This is a genomic window from Shewanella avicenniae (genome assembly GCF_017354945.1).
Taxonomy (GTDB): domain Bacteria; phylum Pseudomonadota; class Gammaproteobacteria; order Enterobacterales; family Shewanellaceae; genus Shewanella; species Shewanella avicenniae.
Genome location: NZ_CP071503.1, coordinates 2670664 through 2695254, shown reverse-complemented (window position 1 = coordinate 2695254; position 24591 = coordinate 2670664). Strand labels below are relative to the sequence as shown.

Sequence of the window (24591 nt, the reverse complement as noted above, 5' to 3'; positions counted from 1 at the left end):
GAGGCGGCTCGTTATTGGGCTAACGGGGCAACAGCCTCTGAGCAACAGGAGATGGCCGCAGATTTTGCGGCCTTTGGCCTTGAACACCTAGCCGACGAAGTCGCCGAACAGCACTGCGAGATCTACCAAGAAAACTGGAAAGCGATTGAATGGTTCCTAGATGTAGACGACCTATTCATCGTTAGCAACGGCGTTTTACTCGGCCTAGACGTAAAAGCCATTCAAGCAGACGCCACCATGAGTGGCCGCACCTACACCCCAGAAGATTACATAAAACTCCGCACCATAGGCCGCGCAGCAGCCGCAGCCGTTAACGCCAAGAACAGCCGCAAGGGGTCAAAATGAGCCTGTTATATAACATCATATTCAAAGGCGATAACACCGACGTTAAGCGCAAAGCAAAGGACACCGAAAGCGCATTAGGTAGCATCAGCAAAGTAGCTGCCAGCGTTGGTGGCACATTGGCCGGAGCATACGCAACATATGCCTCATTTGACCAAGTAATCGACGTAACAAAGCGATTTCAAAGCCTAGAGGCCCAGCTAAAAACATCGACCGGCTCAATCGTTAACGCAGGCAAAGCCTTTGCCGCGCTAAAAGAGTTCTCAAAGGACACCGGCCAAGACGTAGAAAGCGTTGTCACATCGTTTAATCGGCTAGTTAATCTTGGCCTCGACCCGTCAAAAGAGGCCCTGCTCGCCTACGGGAACATCGCCGCCGCATCAGGCAAAAGCACCATCGACTTTGTGGAAGCCGTAGCAGACGCCACCACCGGCGAATTTGAGCGCCTAAAAGAATTCGGCATCAAATCAAGCAACCAAGGCGACAAGATCGTTTTTACATTCCGAGGGATGCAAACCAGCGTTAAAAACGACGCAGAATCAATCGAGAAGTACCTTCAATCACTAGGAAAAGTCGAGTTCGCCGGTGCGCTAGAAAACCAAGCCGCGACACTAGAGGGCAAACTGAACCGGCTCGGCCTAACTTGGGACGAGTTCGTCTACGCAATAAGCAACTCAGGCGTTAGCGACGTTATCACACAGGGCGTCGGCTACGTGACTATTGCGCTACAGGAACTTACCGACCTAATCAGCAGTGGCCAGCTCGGGGCCGAACTTTCCGCATGGGTCGGCCAATTCAACGAAGTATTCACCACCCTAAAAAACGGATTCGACGGCGCGATCACTTTCATCAACGGCGCACTAGACCTGAACGACAAAAAAGTCGGGGAATGGCAGAAAAAGGTATTAGATGGCTTGCGGCAATTTCCGTCTAACGTAACCGCTATGGCGAAGATCCTCACCGTAGAACTCGCCTCATGGGTAGACATAGGTAGCGCCTACGGCACCGCATTTGCTCAAGCAATCGGAGTAGAACTGGCAAAACTAGCCGACAAGGTGAAGATCTGGTCTAAAGAAGTTGCCGATGATTTAGCATTCTGGGACGGTGACACTTTCGACGCCGAGGCAGCCTACAAGCGCGCAGACGAGATCGCCAACGGCATGACACAAGCCTACTTCAAGGCAGCAGAAGACCAGATCGCAGCAGCCAAAGCGGCGCGAATGGCATCTATCGAAGAAGCACTAAAAACCCGCGACAAGACAATCGCCGCCTACAACCAACAATCGGCCGCAGCAAAACAGCTACGTGCAGAATACGAAAAAACCAAGAAAGCGCAGGCCGCAACCGACATTGGCGAATACAGAGTTAAAAAAGACCCGAACAAACAGGGCACAGGCACAAACACCGCCAAAGTGACCGACGCCCAAGTCTCACGCCTACAAACTGCACTATCTACCGAGCGCGAGCAGTTATTAGCTCACTACAACGAGCTAAACCAAATCAATCAAGCGGCATACGAACAGGGGAAAATCAAAGAGGCCCAATACCTCGATTACAAGCGCCGCATCAACGAACAATATCACCAGCAGATCGCCCAATTTGAAGCCCAACAAACCGTAATGCAGCTCGGCAACTACGAGCAGCTATTCGGAGGCATGGCCGACATAGCCAAAACCTTTGGCGGCGAGCAATCAAAGACCTACAAGGCGCTATTCGCAGCCAGTAAGGCGTTCTCTATCGCCCAAGCAATCGTCTCAATCCAGACCGGCATCAGTAAGGCAATCGCGCTCGGCTTCCCGCAAAACATACCAGTAATTGCGGCAACCGCAGCGACCGGCGCGCAGGTACTCAGCACCATCAAAGGCACAAGCCTCAAAGGGCAGGCACACGACGGGATCGGCTACGTTCCAGCAGCCAACGAGGGCACTTGGCTCCTGAAAAAAGGCGAAATGGTTCTAAACAACAAGCAGCGCGATAACTTCGAGAGCCTACTAGACCAGCGCGGAAATTCCGCAGGTAGCGGGGGCGTGACCGTAAACAACACAATTTCAATCGACGCAAGAGGCGCATCCCAAGGCACCGAGCAACAAATATCGGCCGCAATGGACGCAGCAACAGCGCGAATGAAACAAGAGTTAGCCAAAGACTTTGCCAACGGCGGCCAGTTGTACCGCCAACTCAAAAATAGAGGCATAGCCGCATAATGTTTGATTTTTTCCCAGACATAACGCCCAGCACTAGCGCCTTTGCGGTAATACCGGCCGCAGAGGCGCGCTTCAATAACTTCTCAAAAGTAGAAACCGTATTCGATAAGGCCGGAGACAAATGGGAAGCGACACTAAGCTGGAATTTCATCAAGCGCGCAGATGTAAGAACCCTGCGCGGATTCCTAAACAAACAAGGCGGCACCGGCCGCTTTTACGTCCGTGACACAGCGCACCAGAACGAGGGCGCATGGGGCGGGGGGATCGTAGTAAACGGCGCGAGCCAGTACGGGAAAATGCTCACCATAAGCGGAGCAACCCCAAACGCCGAGATCGCGCCAATAGCCGACCGCTTCACCTTGGACGGCTTTCTCTACGAGCTAACCGATACCGCGACGGCAGACGCCAACGGGGAAGCGAAGATCTACTTCACCCCAGAGCTACGACGCTCACCACTACAAGGCACCGCGCTAATTACCGCAGACCCATACGGGACGTTTATGCTGCGCGACCCCAGCGAGATCCCAACATTCTCACAAAACAGGCTCGGCGCTAGAGGCGTCAGACTTTCACTAATCGAGGCAATAAGATTATGAGATTCGATTCCGCAGCACTAAGCGACATGCTCGCGGGAGCAGATCCACAGCGAACAATCCTTCTAGCAAATATCGAATTCCCAAGCGGCTGGATATTCGCCCACACCGGCGTCGGCGAGGTTTTCCACAACGGCCAGCGTTACACCGGTTTGGGCCAAATGGCCGAAGTATCGGAATTTAGCGAGGACAGCACCACATCGGCGAAACAGCTAACCCTCACGCTCTACATAGACGACAGCGACATATTCGCCAGCGTTATGAACCAAGACCCGATGAACCGCGCCGCAGAGGTCTACTTGGCATCACTAGACGAGCACCGGCGCATTTCGGCCGTGGAACTGCTCTACGCAGGCGACATCGTTAATTTCAGCCTAGCCAAGAACAAGCCATATGCGGCCAGTATCGTTATATCGGACTGGTTAGAAATCTGGGCCAACCCCGTCAATAACTCGAAATACTCAGACTCAAGTCAGCAGGCCCTACACGCAGGTGACACCATATTCGATCAAGTCGAGGCCCTAGCAAAAGGTATCGACGACACAATCGCAGGTAAGCAGATCGGCACAGGGTCAAGTGGAGGCAGCAGCGGCAGCCGACGGAGGAACCAACTATGAAGCAGCATAATTGGCCCACTCACTTAAACCGCTACATTCTGGAAAACCTAAACACGCCATTTAAATGGGGTGAGTTCGACTGTTGCCTTTTCGCAGCCAACGCCGTCAAAGCTATGACCGGCGAGGACTACGCCGCCGCATTCCGTGGCAAATACAGCACCAAAGCCGGAGCCACAAAAGCCCTTAGCCGTTACGGCGCGGGAACCATAAAAGACACCATCACCCAGCTATTAGGCGAACCACAGAACACGCACCCAGCGCGGGGCGACGTTTGCCTAATCGAGACAGTAAACGGCCCGACAGCAGGGATTTTCCTGAACGGGGCCGTCTATTGCCCAAGCGAAGCAGGGTTAATGGCGCACAAGAACAACGAAGTATTGGCAGTTTGGAGAATTGATTAATGCCTGTAGCAGTTGCAGCGGTAGCAGCCGGTGTAGCGGCCGGTGTAAGTACAGGGATTGCGGTCGTCGGTGTAATGACCGCGGTTGCCGTTTACGCTATGACAACCGCCATGACGCCCAAATTATCGGGCCTCGGCAGCAGCACCGAGGATTCGCAATCGCTGATAACGTCAGCGGTTAGCCCACGGCGAGGAATTTACGGCGAGACAATCGTCGGCGGCACCATTTTCGCCTATGGCAAATTGCTCGTTGGAGATCTCAGTTATCACGTAATGGGCATCACGATTGCCGGACATGAATGTGAATCCGTTTCGATGTACCAAATCAACGACAAGGACTACAACGAAACAAGCCCAACCTATCAGCTATTCGACGGCACCCAAACAGCGGCATCATCAAAACTGCTACAAGTCGTCGACGGCTGGGACGAGAACCACATCGGCTTTGGCGTTTCCTACGCAGTAATCCAAGTAAAAGCAGACCCAGAAACGCTGCCGTCAGGTTTGAAGTCAGCCACCTTTAAGGTGCGCGGCCGCAAAGTTTACGACCCTCGCCGGGATTCAACCAATGGCGGTTCAGGCGCGCAACGGGCCGACGATCCCACAACATGGGAATGGAGCGACAACCCAATCCTTTGTGCGCTCGACTACATCAGACACTTTGGTTACAAGCCAGTACCTATTAGCCGTTTCATAATTTCCAACATCATCGAGCAGGCCAATATCTGCGACGAGCTTGTCGACTACGACGACAACGGCACCATACGACAGGCCAAGCGTTACACCTGTAACGGTTTCTGGGATTTCGACGAATCGCCAAACGAAGTCCTCGACAAGTTACTATCGAGCTGCGCCGGTCACATCTACCGAGTATCAGGTCGCGTAATGATAAAGGCAGGTGCATTCTCAGGCGCGCCAGCACTAACGCTAACCTCAAACGACCTAATCGGGCAGGTAAACTACCAGCCATTTACGCCTATCCGTCAGCGTTGTAACGCCGTCCGCGCAAGCTACGTCGACAAGAACAGCCAATACACCACCGTCGAAGCGCCAATAATCAGCAATCAGGCATACGTCGACGCCGATGGTTGCTACTTGGAAAAAGAGCTTGAACTCAGCTTCACCAACGACGTTGTAATCGCCCAACGCCTGCAAAAAGTCTACATGGAGCGTTCACGCGCCGGTTTCTCGATCTCAATGGACGTCGGGCCTAAAGGTATGCTGGCCATGTGCGGCCAACCAATAGCAATCCAGATCCCAGAGGACGGCATCAACATTAACTGCGTCGTCACCAATTGGAGCTATAACAAGGCCGACGAGTCAGTCCACCTAGAAGCAGAAATCGACTACCCAGAGATCTGGAACGATGACATTCACGCCACCGTGACCCGTCCAACAATCGTGATCCCAGACAACATGACAGCGGGAACGCTGGCTGGCTTCACATTCAGCGAAACCGCAAGCGACGAGCTAAGAAACGGATTCCTGACAATCAGCAGCGCCGAGCCGTCAAAATACACCGCCTATGAGGTGCAGATCGCCAGCGCCGACGGGTTAACGCGACTAGATAAGGCGTACACATCAACCAGCCCACAAATCAACGTCGACGGTTTGGGGATCGGCACATACGGCGCTTACATTCGGGCGCGAGCCATTAACGGCCGATGGACGCCGGAAGTATTCGCCACATTCGAGATCACCGTCGCCAAGACCTACGGGACAACCATCACCGACAACGGCGACGGCACTTACTCGATCACGGTACGGAACGAGCAGGGCGAACAAATACCTGCGCGAGTTTACGATTTCAGTGCGACCGGCTGGATCACCAACGAGAAATTAGACAATGGGCTTAAATCGCGTATCGACTTAATCGACAAACCTGTGACCGGCGTTCTAGTGCGTTTGCAAAACATAGAGGCCGATTATGTCACAGGCAGTCAAATGGGCGCGTACGTCACCACCCAACAACTAGAAGCTAAGGATTTTGCCACTCGTGAAGAAATGACATCATATGTCACAGCGACGAGTCTGAATACAACGCTGCAAACCTTTGTTACTCAAAGTGCGCTGGTGAGTGCCGACTACGCCAAGAACAGCGAGTTAACTGCCTATGTCAAAACGAGCGACCTAAACATCACATTAGAAAGTTATGTCACATCGACACAACTAGCTAATGCTGATTATGCGACAAGCACAGATTTAATTGCCTACGCGAAAGCCGACCGAGTATCGGCCGTCGAGCAGCGTATGTCCGCAGTAGAAAACGAGGCTTACTACTCGTTAAAAGTGCAGGCAAACGGCAAGGTTGCAGGCTTTGGCGCTACCGCCAGCCCTAGCGGCACATCAATCAAGTTCACAGCTGATCAACTAGGCTTCGACGACGGCAGCGCCGACGGGATCATGCCGTTCTCAATCGTTAACGGCATCGTTTGGATGAACAAAGCGCGAGTTTCTACCATCGAGGCAGGGACGATCGTTAACGTCGAGGACGTAAACGACCCGAACAGCCGAACCGCACGACTCGGGCACACCGTAATCGAGGGTGACTTCACGCTGGCCAAGGCAGGCCAAATCAAATGGGGCGACCTATCGCCAGAATTCCGCGACCGGCTTGTTCAAACCGATCCAGACGCTACGGTGACTGGTGGCACCAGAACCAAATCGCAAAACCCCGTTGTCGCCGGTACGTACTACGCCGCATCAGTAAACGGCAGCCCAGAGACAGGCGACGAAGTAATTTCATCAGGTGGCGCCTCAACACAAGTGCGCCTGAAAATAAACGGCGGTATTCCTATCCAATACGGCTACATGGGCAACGCAGCAGCGCCAAGCTGTCGCGTCCAGATCTACCGTAAAGCAGTTGGTGGCACCAGCGAACTAATCAACGACACCACCTACACCGGCACGTCGCACAACTTACACGCAGGCGGCGAGCCTGACGAGCACTACTCAGACATAAGAATCGACACCGTAATTCAGTGCCCACTACCAAGCGGCGGCAGCGATTACGAGTATTGGTTCACCGTTTCAAACGTGTCGGGATCTTGGGCTCCGGCCAACTTCTATCAAAGCACCAGCGGCGGCACCATTTCGCTGACAGTTACCGAGACAATCGGCAGTTCTGGCGGTGTTTTAGTTGAATCACTAGCCAACAGCGGCACAAAGGTATTAACCGTTAGCGACTCGCAAAACCGAGGCGCAACAGTAGTTAGCGGCGGCCTATACGTTGCCAACTACGCCAAGCAAATCGCCGATTCAAGCGGCCAGCTATACGACAACGGGCAGCGCGTCTACTCGCCAAACAATCGCAACATCGGCACCGGCAGCACGAACTACGCAGCAGGCAACCACTCGCATAGCTACTTACCTCTGGCAGGTGGAACGCTTACTGGCAACTTATTCGTTAAAACACCATATCAAGCGGCGGCAGTAACTGACCTAACCTTGTCAGCAGGCGCTCCAATTGTTGCGGTTGGCGGCAGTATTGGTACTACCCCAGCGTTTATGGCGCTTACTCATCAATACGCGACGTATTCAAGCGGTTACAGAACAAACCTATACACAGGTCTGTATAAAGCTCCTAGCTCATGGGGTGTAGGTGACACTGGTTTCTTTGTTGCTATGGGTGGCAACGACAACTACGCCACTGAGTACTTCAAAATGATGATGGGTGGCGATATAAGCCACAGTTCAGGCAAGACATTCATCCATTCGAGCAATTACAACAACTATGTACCAACCAAGACAGGTGGTGGGGCAAGCGGAACTTGGGGTATATCAATTACGGGTAACGCAGCAACTGCGACAACGACTACAGGCAACGCAGCCACAGCGACTACTTTGCAGACAGCTCGCACCATTAACGGCACTAGCTTCAATGGTGGTAGCAACATCACAACAAGCTATTGGGGAACTGGCAGAACACTAACGATCGGCGGCACAGGTAAGTCTGTGAACGGTTCCGCTAATGTGTCTTGGTCACTTACTGAAATTGGTGTCCCATCGCTAACTGGTGCTGGTGCAAGTGGTAACTGGAACATTGCGTCAAAGACGCTGTATAGCAATGCAAGCTGGCAGACGATTGACCTGAACTTCTATACCGCTGCGGGTGACATTTCATATGAGCATTTCAGTTCATCATCAACCAATAGACCACCAGTTGTTCATAACGCCAACGCCGTGTTGACCGCAGGCACACACAGCGGCAACTATACTCACCAATTAGCGTTCTCAAGTGACGGCAACCTATACCAGCGCCGCGCTGAGGCTGGCACGTATCAATCGTGGAGAACTATTCTCGACTCAAGCAACTACAACAGCTTCTCGCCAACCAATACAGGCGGCGGTGCGACAGGAACTTGGAATATTGGCATTAGTGGAAACGCTGCTACAGCTACAACGTTGCAGACCGCTCGCACCATTAACGGCAGCAGCTTCAATGGCGGTGGCAACATCACTACAAGCTATTGGGGCTCAGGACGCACAATCACTATTGGCCGTGGAGGTAAAACTGTAAATGGCTCTGCGAACTATTCATGGTCGCTAGAGGATATTTTTGGCAGCTACGTTGATGCTTCGTTCTACTACAACGGGAACACCACGGAGACACATTTAGTCGCTGTTATGCCAGCGTCTACCGCTGCCACATACGACACATTCACCATTGAGGGTGTGTGGGGTGCTTGGACGGCGACCAGAACTCACTTCAAGATTACTGCGACGAACCGTGAGGGATTAAAGGTTACTGGGTACAGCTCTGAGGGTAACTGTCCTGTTCTTTTCTATACCCAAACCGATGGCACTGTTAAGGTCTACGTGCAATTAACCGCGTATCAGGTTATTCAGTACCGAATCTATGCGCGGCAAATGAACAATGTTTATCAGGTTGGTGAAGCGCCGCAGGCTGTTACTGGCACTCGCGCGTGGGGCACAACGGATATTCCACGCCCGCTTGCCACTAATAACTTTAACGGTTATGCGCCTACCCTTACTGGCGGCGGTGCGTCAGGAACTTGGGGTATTAACATCAGCGGTAACGCATCTTATGCGTCTGTTCGTGAGCACACAACCAACGACGTCGAATATCCTGTAGTTTGGGAGAATATGTCAGGTAACACGTTGTATAAGTCAACGAACCACATGATGTATAACCCAGCCAACAGACGCTTAACGCTTGCTGGTTCAGTAACAGCGCCGACCTTTAATGGGGCGCTAAACGGTAACGCCAACACCGCAACGCGCCTGCAAACAGCGCGATCAATCAACAACGTCAACTTTGATGGTACGGCCAACATAAGTATTGTCGAGCTCGTATCGAAAGGTGCGCTATCAGCCCCAGCTACTGGCACACGTAACACCAACGGTAATGGTGTATTCACTTACAACGTCCACAACGCATCACTAGGGGACAGCACGCCAACTTCGTATTGGTCTGTGCTTGGCTTTGGGCGTGGCGGTGCTGGTATGGCAGAGATTGCCGCATCTTGGACGGGTTCAGGAGTTGAGCTTTACTTCCGCTCGCTGCGTGATGTGACGGACAACTGGTGGGCTTGGAAAGAGATCTTGCATTCAAGCAATTACACCGCATACGCCGTGGGGATTAATACAAGTTCGACTATTTCGGGAAATAACACGCTCACATTCGGGCCTAACGGTAGTTGGGGGAAATACCTACGAATTGGCGGCAATGGATATTCTGGGGATGCAAACACAGCAGGCGTTACAACAACAAATGGCAACCTGCACTTAGACGCCGCCGCTGGTAGCTTTGCGGCTTACTTCAACTGGTACGCTGGCACCAATGGCGTTTACTTCGGTAATGGTGCCCAAGGGCAGATTGGCCGTATTGATGGGGGTGGCAATGCCAGTTTTAGCGGGACTATTAGCGGCCTACGTTTTTACACTGGCTACGACTCAGGTGTAACGAACTCCTTCAGCTGTTCAAACTGGTTCCGTTCATCAGGCAGTACGGGATGGTTTAATGCCACCTATGGCGGTGGCATTTACATGGCCGACTCAACATGGGTTCGCACCTATGGCACTAAAAAATTCTATGTAGACAACACAGCATATGACGCTATCTACACAGCAGGCGGTGTAAACGCTTCTACCTACACCATCGCAAGCAACGGTGGTGTTATTGGGGCCACAGGCGCTTCGCACAGTACAATAAACGTGTCTGGTTACGCCAAGGGGGGCTATTACGGGCTGGCGCTAAACAATGACGCGCAGTTTATGAGTAGCGGCTCAGCTATGGGACTGTATTGGGGGTCTGTCACTAAGTGGGGCTTGTACTCATCCAAGAACGGCTCAACGCTAATCCACTATAACGGCGCAACGCGCATCACAACCACGTCTGCTGGTGCTGATGTGACTGGTACGCTTAGGGCTACATCTTGGGGTACTGGTGGTGCAAACGCCAAGGTTATGACTTGGGACGACTTCCTCCCAGATACGCCTCCGGCCGGATTAGAGGACGTGATCACCGCAAACTGGATCGCAGCAGGCGCGATCAACGCCAAGCATTTGCAGGTAAACAGCATCACCGAAACCAACGGGATCAGAACTAGCTTTAAGATCGCCCCAGATGCTAACAGGCCGCTTCACCTCGCCAAGATCGACGCAAACAACAACGTAACAGAGGATATTTTCTACGTTGACACGGAGGGTAATGGCTTCTTTAACGGTAAATTGAGCAAAGACACCGTCGATATTGACTCGATCCAAGAAGAAGCGCGCCGACAAATTAACCCTTATTACATCGGTACAACCTCAGGCAATCAGCAATCGGCAGCAACCACCACACTGAGCAGCGGCGGTACATTGGCACTAGCCGCGATCTCAACTCTAGCCGGTAAGGTAAACCTCAGTTTGAGCATGACAGCCTCAGCATACGTTATGTCGCCAACATTCCCTGCTTACTCAGTGCCAATTTGGAAGCTGGAAGTTTTCAGAGGTACAACCGCAGGTACAAAGCTGCTAGATAAGACCTACACAGGTACAGCTAACAACTGGTATGACGGCGAACTAGGTTTATACGATGCTAGTGCTGTTCTGACCATCAACGAGCAGTTAACCGACACCAGTGCCGCCAGTTCGCAGGTTTATACAATTCGCGTTACCCGTGTATCTGGTACACCAACCACAATGCGCGTGACTCGATTCGAAGGTCAATCGCCAGCGTTCAAAGAGATCAGATCACAACTGGAATATACCCAGCTCTATTACAACGCAGCCGGTTTAGGGTCAGGAAACATCACGCTCGCCGACGATTACAACAAATACGAGTTCCTAGTCGTAGCAGGCGCAGACGACGGTGACGACCAATTGGTGACTAACGTGATCCCAACCTATGCGGTTCAAATGGATATTACCAACGTGGATAACCAGCGGTTCTTCCTATTCAGTAATGACTCGCGCTACTGGACGGTTTCACTGTCAGGCTTGAGAACGCTGGTACTTGGTTCAGAGAACGGTGTTGTCCACCGAGTATGGGGCGTAAACATTAAGGAGAAAGTTAGCTAATGACTCCAGAGGCAAACGACGAACACTTCAAAGTTGCCTATGTGGACAAGGCCACTTGTAGAAATGTGCAGGTTTGGCCGGTTCCCGACGACTTAGAGAATTGGTACGAAATCCCATTCGACACGACATTTAAGTATCGAGGCAAAGTCTACTCCCCAGAGACAGGAACATGGTGCGATTGCGCCGAAGCGAAGCGCAAGAAAGCAATCGCCCAGCGGAAAGCTGCATATGCGGCAGAATCAGACCCGCTTTATATGGAATACCAATATGACCAGACCCCAGAGAGTGAACAACGTTGGCGGGAGGCGGTAGCGGCAATCAAACAGCGATACCCACTCACTTAAAATGGTGAACGGGTGATAAAAAATCGATCAGCAATGTTTGGAAATTCCGCAGGGTGACGACAGGTGAACCCAAGATCTAGTCTGTAGCCACCCAAACGGTATGGAGCAGGACAATGACAACCGCGACAGAACTTGAACAAGCGCAGCAGGCAATGAACGACGAGATCACCGCAGCCGTCGAAACCTTCCTCGCCGCAATACCTGAGGCGCGTTTTCACAGCGGCAATATTTACGTCGACATGATGGACGGCAATTCAACCGTTAGAACCACTACATCAGTAGAGGCGGTAATTAATGGTGGCCGCATTACTCGCACCTATCCAAGTAACTAACAGGTAAGAAGATGGACAACGAGAACCAACGCCAGCCAATGTCACAACAAGATCCAAACGCGATCATCACAGCACTAAAAGCGCGACTATTTGACACCCAAGAGCAGTTAAACCAATCAGGTGAATTAATACAGGCAATCGTTAACGCTTCAGGATTTAAAGACGGCAGCGCCGAGCAGCTACTCGGCTATATCGCCGATCTGGCACAAAAGGCCAAACAGCAAGAACAGGAAGAAGAACAAGACGACAACAACGTCGACAACAACACACCGGCCCCGCCAAAATAACCCAACCGTGAATCCCCCAAAAACCACACGACATTAACCGGTGTTATTAGAGGCTCCACCTTGGAGCCTCTTTTTTTAGGGTGCACAACAAGATCTCACTCCTATATAATCACCCCAATTTACGCGAAGGTACGCAACCTAGAGAAAATGGTTTGAGTACCCCAGTGAGTACCCCAAATGAAAAAGCAATGTTTTCAATGACGAAAAAAGATTTGAAAAACAATAATGTAAAGACATTCGCCCTAGTCGCCGGAGAAGTCTCCGGCGATATTTTAGGTGCAGGTTTAGTTGCTGAACTTAAACAGCGCTTCCCCGATGCGCGTTTTGTTGGCATTGGTGGGCCACGCATGGAAGCCTTAGGTTTTGAGTCTCTGTTTGCGATGGAAGAGTTGTCGCTGATGGGGATTGCCGAAGTATTGGCACATCTGCCTAGACTGTTCAAAATCCGCGCGTCATTGGTTGAACAAATCACCGCCTTACAACCTGACTGCTTTATTGGTATTGATGCACCTGACTTTAATATCGGCCTAGAGCTCAAGTTAAAGCACCAGGGCATTAAAACCGTGCATTACGTTAGCCCTTCGGTATGGGCATGGCGGCAAAAACGTATTTTCAAAATTGCTAAGGCAACCAATATGGTGTTGGCACTGTTGCCGTTTGAAAAGGCGTTTTACGATCAACATCAGGTTCCGTGTACCTTTGTTGGCCATACACTGGCGGATGATATTCCGTTGGTTTCAGATAAAGCCGCAGCGCGCGCTGCACTTGGTCTTGAGGTTGAGGCTGAATATCTGGCCATTTTGCCGGGCTCCCGTGGTGGAGAGATGGGCATGTTGGCTGAGCCGTTCTTAGAAGCGGCCAAGCTGGTGAAACAGCGCTTTCCTGATATTAAATTTGTGACGCCGTTGGTTAATGCTAAACGTCGTGAACAGTTTGTTAGCGCACTCAAGCAGTTTGCCCCAGATTTGGAAATCAGCTTGATTGATGGTTATTCGCGTGAAGTGATGGCTGCCGCTGATTGTATTCTGCTGGCATCGGGCACAGCCACCTTGGAGGCGATGCTAGTGAAGCGGCCGATGGTCGTCGGCTACAAAGTTAGCCCTATCACTTATCAAATTGCCAAGTTGATGATCAAAATTCGTCATTTTTCATTGCCTAATTTGCTGGCTGGGCGTGAGTTGGTGCCTGAGCTTATTCAACATGAATGCAATCCAACCCGCTTGGCGGATGAAGTCACTCAACAGTTGAACGGTGATCCTCGACTGCTCGAGCAGACGTTCACTGAACTGCATCAACGCCTTAAACAAAATGCCAGTGAGAAAGCAGCTGATGCCGTCGAGGCTCTACTTAATATCCCACAGAAGGATGCTTAATTCATGGCGATTTATAAGCAGATTACCGCAGAGCAACTACTGGTATTAGAGCCGGGGATTGTCGCAGGCGTTGATGAGGTTGGCCGTGGTCCATTAGTCGGCGATGTGGTGACTGCCGCGGTAATATTAGATCCGAGCAAGCCAATAGTGGGCTTGAATGATTCCAAAAAACTCAGCGATAAAAAGCGTGATGCCTTGTACGACATCATCATCGAACAAGCACTGGCTTACAGCGTTGGGCGTGCTTCACCTGCCGAAATTGATGAGCTCAATATTTTGCATGCCACCATGCTGGCGATGCAGCGAGCGGTCGCTGGGTTAGCAATTCGCCCAGAGCGGGTTTTGGTGGATGGTAACCGTACTCCTGACTTTTCCGGTATCGCGGCAGATGCCATAGTCAAAGGGGATGGTTTGGTCGCTGCTATTAGTGCGGCTTCAATTATTGCTAAAGTCACTCGCGATCGCGAAATGGAAGCGCTAGATAAGCTTTATCCGCAATTTGGTTTTGCTAAACATAAAGGTTATCCAACCAAGGCGCATTTCGACGCCATTGCTCAGCACGGTGTATTAGCTGAACATCGCCGTAGCTTTAAACCTGTCCGCCAAGCACTCGGTTTGGCATAAAAGCGCTTGAGCTCTATGCCGCATGCGGTAGCATAGCGGCATACCCAATTTATCATTCATTGAAAAACAAGCAGATATTCGAATGGCCGAACCTCGTTTTATTCATCTTCGTGTCCACAGTGATTTTTCTATGACTGATGGCTTGGCAAAGGTAAAGCCTATCCTTGCCAAAACTGTCAGCGAAGGCATGCCCGCGGTTGCGATTACTGACCAAAACAACATGTGTGGTTTGGTGAAGTTTTATAGCGGCTGTCACGATAGCGGAATAAAACCGATCATAGGTTTGGACTTATGGGTCGTTGTCCCCGGCTTTGAAGGGGAGTTTTGCAGTCTAACTGCCATCGCGATGACCAATGAGGGTTATCAGAACCTGACCCAATTGACGAGTAAGTCTTATCTTCGAGGCTATGTAGGCGACCGTGCGGCGATTGACCAAGAATGGCTCATCGAGCACGGTGAAGGGGTGATTCTACTCTCCGGTGGCCGTGATGGAGATGTGGGGCGAGCTCTGCTTAAAGGCAACAATCAACAAGCAGCTGAACTGATTAGCTTCTATCAGCAACATTTTCCTGATCGTTATTATCTTGAATTGCTGCGTACTGGCCGCCCTGACGAAGAACGTTACCTGCATTTGGCGGTAGACGCTGCGGCGCAGTTCGGTTTACCGGTTGTTGCCACTAACCAAGTGGTATTTTTGAAGCAAGATGACTTTGAAGCGCATGAAATCCGGGTGGCAATTCACGATGGTTTTACCCTTGCTGATCCGCGCCGACCAAAAAGATACAGCGACCAGCAGTATTTTAAATCTGAAGCTGAAATGTGTGCGCTGTTTGAGGATATTCCTGAAGCGTTACGAAACACGGTAGAGATAGCAAAACGCTGTAATGTTACCGTGCGTTTGCACGAATATTTTTTGCCAAACTTTCCCACCGGCGATATGTCCACAGCCGACTTCTTGGTACATAAATCCAAGCAAGGGTTAGAGGAACGGTTAGCGTTTTTGTTTCCGGATGAGGCAGAGCGTTTAAAGCAGCGTCCTGCTTATGATGAGCGTTTAGACGTCGAACTCGGTGTGATTAACCAGATGGGATTCCCCGGTTACTTCCTCATTGTGATGGAGTTTATTCAGTGGGCGAAAGACCATGGCATCCCTGTAGGCCCAGGGCGTGGTTCTGGTGCGGGCTCGTTGGTGGCCTATGCACTAAAAATTACCGACCTCGATCCACTCGAATTTGACCTGCTGTTCGAACGTTTTTTGAACCCGGAGCGGGTATCAATGCCCGACTTCGACGTTGACTTCTGTATGGATCGCCGCGACGAGGTGATCGACCACGTGGCCGATATGTATGGCCGGGATGCGGTATCGCAGATTATTACCTTCGGTACTATGGCCGCTAAAGCGGTAATTCGTGATGTGGGACGGGTGTTAGGGCATCCCTATGGTTTTGTTGACCGTATTTCAAAAATGATCCCTGCTGAGCCCGGTATGACCTTGGAAAAGGCGTTTGCAGCAGAACCTGCACTCCCTGAGGCTTATGAAGCCGATGAAGAGGTACGCGACCTTATCGACATGTGCCGTAAGCTCGAAGGGGTGACTCGTAACTCAGGTAAGCATGCTGGTGGGGTGGTTATCTCGCCAACCACTATCACTGACTTTAGCCCGTTACTGTGTGATTCAGAGGGTAAAAACCCGGTAACCCAGTTCGATAAAGGTGACGTGGAATATGCGGGGCTGGTGAAGTTTGACTTCCTAGGTTTGCGAACACTCACCATCATTGAGTGGGCGTTAGCTATGATCAACCCACGCTTAGCGCGTGAAGGTAAACCGCCGGTGGATATTGCGGCGATTGATGTGGCTGATGCGGAATCGTTCCGCATGCTGAAGCGCTATGAAACCACCGCGGTGTTCCAGCTTGAATCGCGCGGGATGAAAGATCTGATCAAGCGTCTGCAACCCGATAACATCGAAGATATGATCGCGTTGGTGGCTTTGTTCCGTCCGGGTCCGCTGGAATCGGGCATGGTGGACGACTTTATCGCGCGTAAACACGGTCAGGCGAAGGTGGCCTATCCTCATCCTGATTTTGAGCATGAGTGTCTAAAAGAGATCCTCGAGCCCACCTACGGCGTTATTGTTTACCAAGAACAGGTAATGCAGATTGCACAGGCGCTGGCGGGTTATACTCTCGGTGGCGCGGATATGTTGCGTCGCGCGATGGGTAAGAAAAAGCCTGAAGAGATGGCTAAACAGCGGGATATTTTCCGCAGTGGTGCTGAGTCGCAGGGGGTTGATCCTGAGTTGGCGATGAAAATCTTCGACTTGGTAGAGAAATTCGCGGGTTACGGCTTTAACAAATCACACTCGGCAGCATACGCCTTAGTGTCGTATCAAACGCTGTGGTTGAAAACCCATTATCCGTCAGAGTTTATGGCCGCGGTTATGTCGGCCGATATGGACAATACCGACAAGATCGTGACCTTGGTGGACGAGTGCGATCGCATGGGGCTCACCATCATTCCGCCAGACGTTAACAAAGGGCTGTTTAAGTTCACCGTTGATGACGGGCAAAAGATTGTTTATGGCATCGGCGCTATCAAAGGGGTTGGTGAAGGGCCGGTAGAAGCGATTATTGAAGCGCGTAAATCGGGACCATTCAAAGATATGTTTGATTTCTGCGCCCGTGTCGATTTGAAAAAGCTGAATAAGCGGGTGATTGAACGGCTGATCAGTGCGGGGGCGCTTGATGGTCTAGGGCCACATCGTGCCTCGATGATGGCCACCTTGCCAGAGGCGTTGAGAGCCGCCGACCAACATGCAAAAGCAGCCGCTATTGGTCAAGACGACATGTTTGGTTTGCTCAATGACGACCCAACTGACGCTAAGCAGCAGTTTGTTGATTGCGCCCCGTGGCCAGACAAAATCTGGTTGGAAGGGGAGCGAGAAACCCTCGGCTTATATTTGACGGGCCACCCAATTAATCAATATTTAGATGAACTGAAGCAATACACTAGTGCCCGTTTGAAGGAAGTCCATCCTACTGAACGCGGTAAAAGCATCAAGGTTGCGGGTCTCGTTGTGGCGACACGGGTTATGACCACCAAGCGCGGCTCAAAAATGGGGCTGCTAACGTTAGATGATAAGAGTGCGCGTCTTGAAGTGATGCTGTTCACTGAAGCGTTTGAGAAATTTAACCACTTGATTGAGCAAGATCGCATTCTCATCTGTGAAGGTGAAGTGAGTTTTGACGATTTCTCCGGTGGTAATCGCATGACCGCGCGCAATATTATCGATATGAGTGAGGCGCGCAATCACTTTGCCTCAGCGGTTGAACTCAAACTTGATGCCGCCAAAATTACCCCGCAGTGGCTGCAATCTCTGCAACAAACCGTGTCGCCATGGCGTAATGGCGCTGTGCCGCTAGTGATTGAATATCAGCAATCCCACGCCCAAGCGCGGTTTAAAATGGGCGATGACTGGCGGATTAACCCATCCGATGAATTGATGTTGGCGTTAGAAACCATGCTCGGCAGTAACCGGGTGCGGATACTATTTGAATGAATCGTGCCCTGACCGACAGCATCATCAATGAACTGACGAGCCTGCTGTTGCAGTTACCTGCGACGGCGCCAGCTGAGGAGCGTCATCTTTGGTTGGGGTTTAGCGGCGGAATGGATTCGGCATTGCTGGCCTATGCTTTGTCATTGTTGGTACGCCAACAACCGGAATTACGCCATCGAGTACATTTAGTACATGTGCATCATGGGCTCAATCCATATGCTGAACAGTGGGCAGCATTGTGCAGCAATCTTGCGCATGAATACCAACTCGACAGCAAAACCTGTTATGTCAAAGTCGACACCCGCGCCGGGGTGAGTATTGAAGCTGAAGCACGGAGTCAGCGCTATCAGGCACTTAAAGCCTTGATGAACCGCGGTGATGTGTTATTAACGGCACATCATCAAGACGATCAGCTCGAAACCCTATTACTCGCACTTAAACGTGGTCAAGGCCCCAAAGGGCTTGCGGCAATGGGCGCGATTCAGACCTTGGCCGATGATTATTGGCAACTGCGCCCCATGTTGCATATTAGTCGGGCGGATATCGAGCAAGCCGTTGACGAACTGGCGTTAGATTTCGTTACTGATGACAGTAATTTCGACACTCGTTACGACCGCAATTTTTTAAGACAAGCCATCATCCCTGAATTGAAGCAACGTTGGCCTGCAATTGCAGAAACTGCCGCAAGAAGCGCACAGTTATGTGCTGAGCAACAGGCATTGCTTGAAGAAGTGGCGGCAGAAAAACTCAAGCCACTGCTTGGACACTGCGCTATCACTGAGCAAGCGACCTTGTTAGTAGCACCGCTGGCGCAAATGAATGCAGCGTGGCAGCGCCAGCTTGTACGCCAATTTTGTCAGTTACGTAAGCTTGCGCCCCCATCACAAGTGCAACTTGAGCAACTATTACAACAACTATTGTGTGCCGAGAGCGATGCAACGGTGGCGCTTAACTTTGCCAATGTCGTTTATCGGCGTTTTAATGGCGCTCTCTATGTTGAACCAGTGGCTTTTGACCGTGAACCTACACCATTACAGCTCACATCGGCGCAGCTGCATGACTTGCTACAAGGTCAGTTAGTGTTGCCACTCGCAAAACCGTGGCAGGCGATGAGGAGTGCGCTCACCCATTCTGGCGCACGTATTGCGCTAGATAGTCTGCAAGGTGATGTGGAAATACGCTATGCCATAAGCGGCAGTACCCGATGTCATCCCCATTGGCGCCAGCAAGGCCGCGAACTGAAAAAAGTATGGCAAGAAGCCAAAGTCCCGGTATGGCGTCGGTCGCAAATCCCGTTGTTATATGTGGACGGAGAGCTGATTACTGCTGTCGGCGTATTCATTGAAAAATCGTATCTTGCTCACCCAGATGAAGCCGGCATCCAACTAACTCTTTGTTGCGCCGGTTGCTGAGTTTTTAAGCCAACTCACGCTTTTGCCACAAACATGATCTTGCTACATAAGTAACTAAAGTAAATTCCCTGCAGTGATCTAAGTCTCGTTTTTTCATTGATTGTTTATTACACTTGTCACCATACAATCAACTGCTAATAAGTGATTGTTGTGTAAATGAAATGTTTTAATTTTTACTGGCTGTTTACTTTTTGCGATTGGGGGCAAAAGTATTATGGGGTTGTTGCTGGATATTCAGGAAAACCTGCCACTGCAATTACAAGGATGCTGCAAATTATCGGGTATTTCTGCGGCTGAAAAACGTCGAAAATTAGTACGTCGTCAACATGAGCACGGTGAACTTGTTGGCAAGTGGCGAGATAAACGTCCAAACCTAGATGATGAAATTGTCATTTACCGTGAAGCAGGTAAATGGATTATGGAAACTTGGTTTAATGACGGTAGCCACAGTTGTGATGAAATGCAGGCCAAAGAAACTGGTGAGGGTGTGCGCCTAGAGGAAAAAGGCGGTAATTTCTTTGGTGAGTTTTTTGTGCTTAAAGCCAACGGCGCCTTAGTGTTCTGTCGCGATGATGGCTGCTTTTATACGGCGCAGCCAACCGGCGTTTAATTGCACAACTTAATCAAGAATAGCGTGCAGCATGGTAAAGACTTAAAACCCTGCCATGCTGACAAAATGCATCTCTTTAGCTGACCATGGGTGACTAAACATCAAGCTTGCGGCGTGCAAACACAAACGTGGCCTCGCATGCAGTATCCGTTCATCTCCGTAAAAGTCATCACCTAAAATCACATGCCCAAGCGCCAACATATGCACCCGTAATTGGTGGGTACGGCCAGTTTCTGGCTGCAACGACACAATTGTTGAATCTGCGCGACGTTCTAATACGCTAAAGTGGGTAATCGCTTTTTTGCCAGCGACATCTACTTTTTGCAGAGGAGGATTGTCGCGATCCGGCGCTAACGGCAAATCAATCGTGCCTTGGTCTTGCTGCACATGCCCATCAACTTCCGCAATATACAGCTTATCGTTGTGGCGTTCTTGAAACTGCTTCTTTAAGTGCGATTCGGCTTTTTTACTGCGTGCGAACACCATAATGCCCGAGGTGGCGCAGTCCAATCGATGTACCAGAATGGTCTCAGGATACAGTTGCTGTAAGCGGGTGAGGGCGCAGTCATGAGTGACTTCGGCACGACCTGGGTTAGATAGCAGACCAGAGGGTTTATTGATTACGATAACGTCGCGATCAATATAACGAATATCTAGCCAAGGCAATTTGGGTGGATGGTATTCAAAGATTTGCATGTCGTCTCCCGCAGTTCGCGGCGTATTGTATACAAAAGCGCTGCAGGAGACCAAACATCTACACTAATCGAGCAGATATTCTGGCGGCGTTTCGCGGCTCCAACGGCGGCAATAGGCCATCAATTGCGGATAAAAAGTGCGAAATGCAATTTCCACATCGACATCAAGCTTGGTTAATGCCTTGGTAGCGCCAGTAAAGAGTTCGGGCTTGGATAGCCGAGTACTCACACCTTCGACCGCCTGATGAAATCCCAGCTTGTTAGCATAGCTGGATAACCAATCACCATGACGCATTTTGGGCAACAGCGTTTGCAGGGTATTAGGCAACTCGTCCGTTGCTTCTAGGTGTTGATAACACCTCTGGCTAAATTGTTTGAGCGGTTGATGGTGATACTCGTCCCAGTAACGTGCCAGCATATGATCAAAGGCTAGGTCGACCAGAATTGGCGCCACCCGTCTGAGCGGCGTTGGAAATTGTGCTCTGAGCATTTTCACACTTTCGTCATTATCGGTCAGTGTGTCGATTTTTCGATGAAGCCAGATACCTTGACGAAGGTGTTGCGGATGATGGGCGATGTTACCGCGACAAAAGTCGCCAGCGATATTACCGGCTAACGAAGTGTTACTGATGTCTGCCAGATGAAGGTGCGCTAAAAAGTTCATATTTTATACTTGCCACAAAACTGAATGTGGCTAATATGTGCCACCGTGATTTGAAAAATATCACAGACAGAGGTGTTTTTCTCTACTAGACTGGTTATTTCGTGCCAGATTATGCTTCATAAAGGATCATGGAAGATGTGGAATTGGATTGAAAAACTGCTGGGAAAGCCTCCACGACAGGTGAGGCGTCGCGTCCCGATAGATATCCCTTTTGAGCAGATTGATAGTTATCGACCGAATAAGGATGCGTCCTCAGAAGATGAGATTTCTGAGCGAGAATTGAAGGATTCTTGATCTTCCCCTCCCAAGCCCATAGACTAGCCGCCGTTTTAAGCTATTCTGAGGCATTCCCATGCGAGTTGCAGATTTTGCGTTCGATCTTCCGGAAGAGTTGATCGCGAAATTTCCTACGCCTGAACGCAGCGCGTCTAGATTATTGACCCTAGATGGAAACAGCGGTGCGCTGCAGGACAAACAGTTCAAAGATATTCTAGCGTTAGTCAATGAAGGCGACCTGATGGTGTTCAATAACACGCGGGTTGTGCCAGCACGTCTATTTGGGCAGAAAGCCTCTGGCGGCAAGCTGGAAATTTTGCTTGAGCGCATGTTGGACGATAAGTGCATGTTAGCCCACGTTCGCAGCTCAAAATCACCGAAAGAAGGCAGTGAAATCATTGTTGATGGGGGTTATCACCTCACGATGGTGGCACGTCATGACGCGCTGTTTGAGCTTGAGCTGCAAGCTGATTGCACCATTCTTGAGATGCTGGATGCCGTGGGGCATATGCCACTGCCTCCTTATATTGATCGTCCAGATGACGACGCAGACAAAGAGCGCTATCAAACCGTTTACAACAAAAATCCCGGTGCGGTCGCCGCGCCAACCGCGGGACTGCATTTTGATGACGCCATTTTAGCGGCATTGGCAGCCAAAGGCGTGCAAACCGCATTTGTAACGCTGCATGTTGGCGCTGGCACGTTCCAACCAGTGCGGGTTGATGATGTGCACAATCATCACATGCATTCTGAATGGGCTAATGTGCCTGCTGAAGTGGTTGACGCGATTCAAGTGACTAAAGCGGCGGGTAAGCGCGTTATTGCCGTGGGCACCACCTCCGTACGCTCACTTGAAAGTGCGGCCACCTTTAACGATGGCGTACTGAAGCCATTTTGCGGTGACACCGATATTTTTATCTTCCCCGGTTATCAGTGGAAAGTGATCGATGCAATGGTCACTAACTTCCACTTGCCTGAATCCACCTTGATTATGTTGGTCTCAGCGTTTGCGGGCTATGAGCATGTTATCCATGCTTATCAGCATGCCGTCGAGCAGCAGTATCGTTTCTTTAGTTATGGCGATGCGATGTTTGTGACCCGTAAAACGACAGCCAACGACTAAGCAAAGTACAATTCGAATCACATTATTTGATGAATTAATGTGGGGGAGCGAGACGCTCCCCTTGAATCTGATGGGATACGTCCCCACAACAAGTCAGACTGTTTCTCTGACGAGGTAACACATGAAGTTTGAACTACAAACAACAGATGGACGCGCCCGTCGCGGACGTTTAGTTTTTGAACGCGGTACTGTAGAAACGCCAGCGTTTATGCCGGTGGGTACCTACGGTACGGTCAAAGGGATGACGCCTGAAGAAGTGAGAGAAACAGGCGCCGATATTCTGCTGGGTAACACCTTCCACCTGTGGCTGCGTCCTGGTGAAGAAGTGATGCGTAAGCATGGCGATCTGCATGATTTCATGAACTGGCAGCGTCCTATTCTGACTGACTCGGGTGGTTTCCAAGTATTTAGCTTGGGTGATATTCGTAAAATCACCGAAGAAGGTGTGCATTTCCGCTCACCAATCAATGGCGAAAAAATCTTTCTTGACCCAGAAAAATCAATGCAAATTCAGCATTCTCTGGGCTCGGACGTCGTCATGATTTTTGACGAATGTACGCCATACCCAGCAACCGTTGATGAAGCGCGTAAATCAATGCAGATGTCACTGCGTTGGGCACAACGTTCACGCGATGAATTCGACCGACTGGAAAACCCTAATGCGCTGTTCGGGATTATTCAGGGCAGTGTTTACGAGCATCTGCGTGATGAAAGCCTTGATGGCCTGCTGAAGATTGGTTTCGATGGTTATGCCATCGGTGGCTTGGCGGTAGGCGAGCCCAAAGAAGATATGCACCGCGTATTGGAACATGTTTGTCCAAAAATTCCGGCGGATAAACCACGTTACTTGATGGGCGTGGGTAAACCGGAAGATTTGGTTGAAGGTGTTCGTCGTGGCGTGGATATGTTCGACTGCGTGATGCCCACCCGAAATGCGCGTAATGGTCATCTGTTCACCGCCGATGGGGTGATTAAAATTCGTAACGCCCGTCATCGTGATGATACATCTCCGCTGGAACAAGGCTGTGATTGCTACACCTGTAAGCACTACTCGCGCGCCTACCTGCATCACCTTGATCGCTGCAATGAAATGCTTGGTGCTCGCTTAAACACCATCCACAATCTGCGCTACTACCAAAGATTGATGCAGGGTTTGCGCGGCGCCATTGAGACAGGTACATTAGACGCCTTTGTAAGGGACTTTTACACTCGTCAGGGCCGTGAAGTGCCCGAATTACTTGATTAAATCCACTGATATAAGAAGAGAAAAAGTATGTTTATCGCAAATGCCTACGCAAGCGCTCCTGGCGCACCACAAGAAGGTGGTACTTTCCAATTGATGATTATGCTGATCCTGATGGGGTTAGTGTTCTATTTCATGATTTTCCGCCCACAGTCTAAGCGGGTGAAAGAGCACAAAAATTTGATGTCTGCTTTGTCAAAAGGCGATGAGATCCTCACTAACGGTGGTCTGGTTGGCAAAATCGCCAAAATTGCAGATGACAACGACTACGTGCTGATCAGTCTGAACGAAGATACTCAGATCACTATCAAGAAAGATTATATTGCGGCGGTATTGCCAAAAGGCTCTATTCAGTCGCTGTAAGCC

General features: G+C 50.6%; 19 protein-coding genes. 17 read left to right on the top strand and 2 right to left on the bottom strand.

The features are described 5' to 3' along the window. Positions 1-51: 51 nt before the first annotated feature. From JYB87_RS11825 to JYB87_RS11760, 14 genes are all read left to right on the top strand, one after another. A complete protein-coding gene (locus JYB87_RS11825) occupies positions 52-345 on the top strand; it encodes a hypothetical protein (RefSeq protein WP_207353699.1) in 294 nt (97 codons plus the stop codon). After that, a complete protein-coding gene (locus JYB87_RS11820; RefSeq protein WP_207353698.1) occupies positions 342-2546 on the top strand; it encodes a tape measure protein in 2205 nt (734 codons plus the stop codon). Before JYB87_RS11825 ends, JYB87_RS11820 begins: the two co-directional genes overlap by 4 nt. Continuing rightward, positions 2546-3142 (top strand): hypothetical protein, encoded by a 597-nt coding sequence (locus tag JYB87_RS11815; protein ID WP_207353697.1) that lies wholly within the window; start codon positions 2546-2548, stop codon positions 3140-3142. Before JYB87_RS11820 ends, JYB87_RS11815 begins: the two co-directional genes overlap by 1 nt. Next, entirely contained in the window at positions 3139-3756 is a 618-nt protein-coding gene (locus JYB87_RS11810; protein ID WP_207353696.1) for a hypothetical protein, read from the top strand. Before JYB87_RS11815 ends, JYB87_RS11810 begins: the two co-directional genes overlap by 4 nt. After that, entirely contained in the window at positions 3753-4157 is a 405-nt protein-coding gene (locus tag JYB87_RS11805; RefSeq protein WP_207353695.1) for a DUF6950 family protein, read from the top strand. Before JYB87_RS11810 ends, JYB87_RS11805 begins: the two co-directional genes overlap by 4 nt. After that, positions 4157-11683, top strand: a complete 7527-nt coding sequence (locus tag JYB87_RS11800; RefSeq protein ID WP_207353694.1) for a hypothetical protein — start codon at positions 4157-4159, stop codon at positions 11681-11683. Before JYB87_RS11805 ends, JYB87_RS11800 begins: the two co-directional genes overlap by 1 nt. Next, positions 11683-12027 (top strand): hypothetical protein, encoded by a 345-nt coding sequence (locus JYB87_RS11795; RefSeq protein WP_207353693.1) that lies wholly within the window; start codon positions 11683-11685, stop codon positions 12025-12027. Before JYB87_RS11800 ends, JYB87_RS11795 begins: the two co-directional genes overlap by 1 nt. Positions 12028-12140: 113 nt before the next feature. Continuing rightward, the gene (locus JYB87_RS11790; protein ID WP_207353692.1) at positions 12141-12359 is read left to right on the top strand and encodes a hypothetical protein; all 219 of its coding nucleotides are present in this window, start codon (positions 12141-12143) and stop codon (positions 12357-12359) included. Between the two features lie 11 nt (positions 12360-12370). Next, positions 12371-12646: a hypothetical protein gene (locus JYB87_RS11785; RefSeq protein WP_207353691.1), complete on the top strand. Its 276-nt coding sequence runs from the start codon at positions 12371-12373 to the stop codon at positions 12644-12646. 212 nt (positions 12647-12858) lie between these two features. After that, complete coding sequence (lpxB, locus tag JYB87_RS11780) at positions 12859-14019, top strand: lipid-A-disaccharide synthase (RefSeq protein ID WP_407695848.1); 1161 nt, start codon at positions 12859-12861, stop codon at positions 14017-14019. 3 nt (positions 14020-14022) lie between these two features. Continuing rightward, complete coding sequence (gene rnhB / locus JYB87_RS11775) at positions 14023-14643, top strand: ribonuclease HII (RefSeq protein ID WP_207353689.1); 621 nt, start codon at positions 14023-14025, stop codon at positions 14641-14643. 82 nt (positions 14644-14725) lie between these two features. Continuing rightward, entirely contained in the window at positions 14726-18202 is a 3477-nt protein-coding gene (dnaE, locus tag JYB87_RS11770) for a DNA polymerase III subunit alpha (RefSeq protein WP_207353688.1), read from the top strand. Next, entirely contained in the window at positions 18199-19614 is a 1416-nt protein-coding gene (gene tilS, locus JYB87_RS11765; RefSeq protein ID WP_207353687.1) for a tRNA lysidine(34) synthetase TilS, read from the top strand. The genes dnaE and tilS overlap by 4 nt, the downstream gene beginning before the upstream one ends. Positions 19615-19828: 214 nt before the next feature. Beyond that, positions 19829-20224 carry a hypothetical protein gene (locus JYB87_RS11760; RefSeq protein WP_207353686.1) on the top strand — a complete coding sequence of 132 codons (396 nt, stop codon included), beginning with the start codon at positions 19829-19831 and terminating at the stop codon, positions 20222-20224. 42 nt (positions 20225-20266) lie between these two features. Here the strand turns inward: JYB87_RS11760 and JYB87_RS11755 are convergent, their stop codons facing one another. Then, entirely contained in the window at positions 20267-20920 is a 654-nt protein-coding gene (locus JYB87_RS11755) for an RluA family pseudouridine synthase (protein WP_207353685.1), read from the bottom strand. 63 nt (positions 20921-20983) lie between these two features. Continuing rightward, positions 20984-21583 (bottom strand): acyl carrier protein phosphodiesterase, encoded by a 600-nt coding sequence (locus JYB87_RS11750; protein WP_207353684.1) that lies wholly within the window; start codon positions 21581-21583, stop codon positions 20984-20986. Between the two features lie 352 nt (positions 21584-21935). Here JYB87_RS11750 and queA point away from each other — a divergent pair, with 352 nt between their 5' ends. From queA to yajC, 3 genes are all read left to right on the top strand, one after another. Next, positions 21936-22982: a tRNA preQ1(34) S-adenosylmethionine ribosyltransferase-isomerase QueA gene (queA, locus tag JYB87_RS11745; protein ID WP_207353683.1), complete on the top strand. Its 1047-nt coding sequence runs from the start codon at positions 21936-21938 to the stop codon at positions 22980-22982. A 121-nt stretch (positions 22983-23103) separates the two neighbouring features. Next, positions 23104-24228, top strand: a complete 1125-nt coding sequence (gene tgt, locus JYB87_RS11740; RefSeq protein WP_207353682.1) for a tRNA guanosine(34) transglycosylase Tgt — start codon at positions 23104-23106, stop codon at positions 24226-24228. A gap of 27 nt (positions 24229-24255) precedes the next feature. Next, the gene (gene yajC / locus JYB87_RS11735) at positions 24256-24588 is read left to right on the top strand and encodes a preprotein translocase subunit YajC (protein WP_207353681.1); all 333 of its coding nucleotides are present in this window, start codon (positions 24256-24258) and stop codon (positions 24586-24588) included. Positions 24589-24591: the final 3 nt, after the last annotated feature.

Bases quoted from the DNA above. Each gene is read 5' to 3' on its own strand.
- JYB87_RS11790 (WP_207353692.1), top strand. From the start codon at position 12,141: ATGACAACCGCGACAGAACTTGAACAAGCGCAGCAGGCAATGAACGAC.
- JYB87_RS11760 (WP_207353686.1), top strand. From the start codon at position 19,829: ATGGGGTTGTTGCTGGATATTCAGGAAAACCTGCCACTGCAATTACAA.
- tilS (WP_207353687.1), top strand. From the start codon at position 18,199: ATGAATCGTGCCCTGACCGACAGCATCATCAATGAACTGACGAGCCTG.
- JYB87_RS11815 (WP_207353697.1), top strand. From the start codon at position 2,546: ATGTTTGATTTTTTCCCAGACATAACGCCCAGCACTAGCGCCTTTGCG.
- JYB87_RS11820 (WP_207353698.1), top strand. From the start codon at position 342: ATGAGCCTGTTATATAACATCATATTCAAAGGCGATAACACCGACGTT.
- JYB87_RS11805 (WP_207353695.1), top strand. From the start codon at position 3,753: ATGAAGCAGCATAATTGGCCCACTCACTTAAACCGCTACATTCTGGAA.
- dnaE (WP_207353688.1), top strand. From the start codon at position 14,726: ATGGCCGAACCTCGTTTTATTCATCTTCGTGTCCACAGTGATTTTTCT.
- JYB87_RS11750 (WP_207353684.1), bottom strand. From the start codon at position 21,583: ATGAACTTTTTAGCGCACCTTCATCTGGCAGACATCAGTAACACTTCG.
- JYB87_RS11755 (WP_207353685.1), bottom strand. From the start codon at position 20,920: ATGCAAATCTTTGAATACCATCCACCCAAATTGCCTTGGCTAGATATT.
- yajC (WP_207353681.1), top strand. From the start codon at position 24,256: ATGTTTATCGCAAATGCCTACGCAAGCGCTCCTGGCGCACCACAAGAA.
- rnhB (WP_207353689.1), top strand. From the start codon at position 14,023: ATGGCGATTTATAAGCAGATTACCGCAGAGCAACTACTGGTATTAGAG.
- JYB87_RS11810 (WP_207353696.1), top strand. From the start codon at position 3,139: ATGAGATTCGATTCCGCAGCACTAAGCGACATGCTCGCGGGAGCAGAT.
- queA (WP_207353683.1), top strand. From the start codon at position 21,936: ATGCGAGTTGCAGATTTTGCGTTCGATCTTCCGGAAGAGTTGATCGCG.
- JYB87_RS11795 (WP_207353693.1), top strand. From the start codon at position 11,683: ATGACTCCAGAGGCAAACGACGAACACTTCAAAGTTGCCTATGTGGAC.
- JYB87_RS11785 (WP_207353691.1), top strand. From the start codon at position 12,371: ATGGACAACGAGAACCAACGCCAGCCAATGTCACAACAAGATCCAAAC.
- JYB87_RS11825 (WP_207353699.1), top strand. From the start codon at position 52: ATGGCCGCAGATTTTGCGGCCTTTGGCCTTGAACACCTAGCCGACGAA.
- JYB87_RS11800 (WP_207353694.1), top strand. From the start codon at position 4,157: ATGCCTGTAGCAGTTGCAGCGGTAGCAGCCGGTGTAGCGGCCGGTGTA.
- tgt (WP_207353682.1), top strand. From the start codon at position 23,104: ATGAAGTTTGAACTACAAACAACAGATGGACGCGCCCGTCGCGGACGT.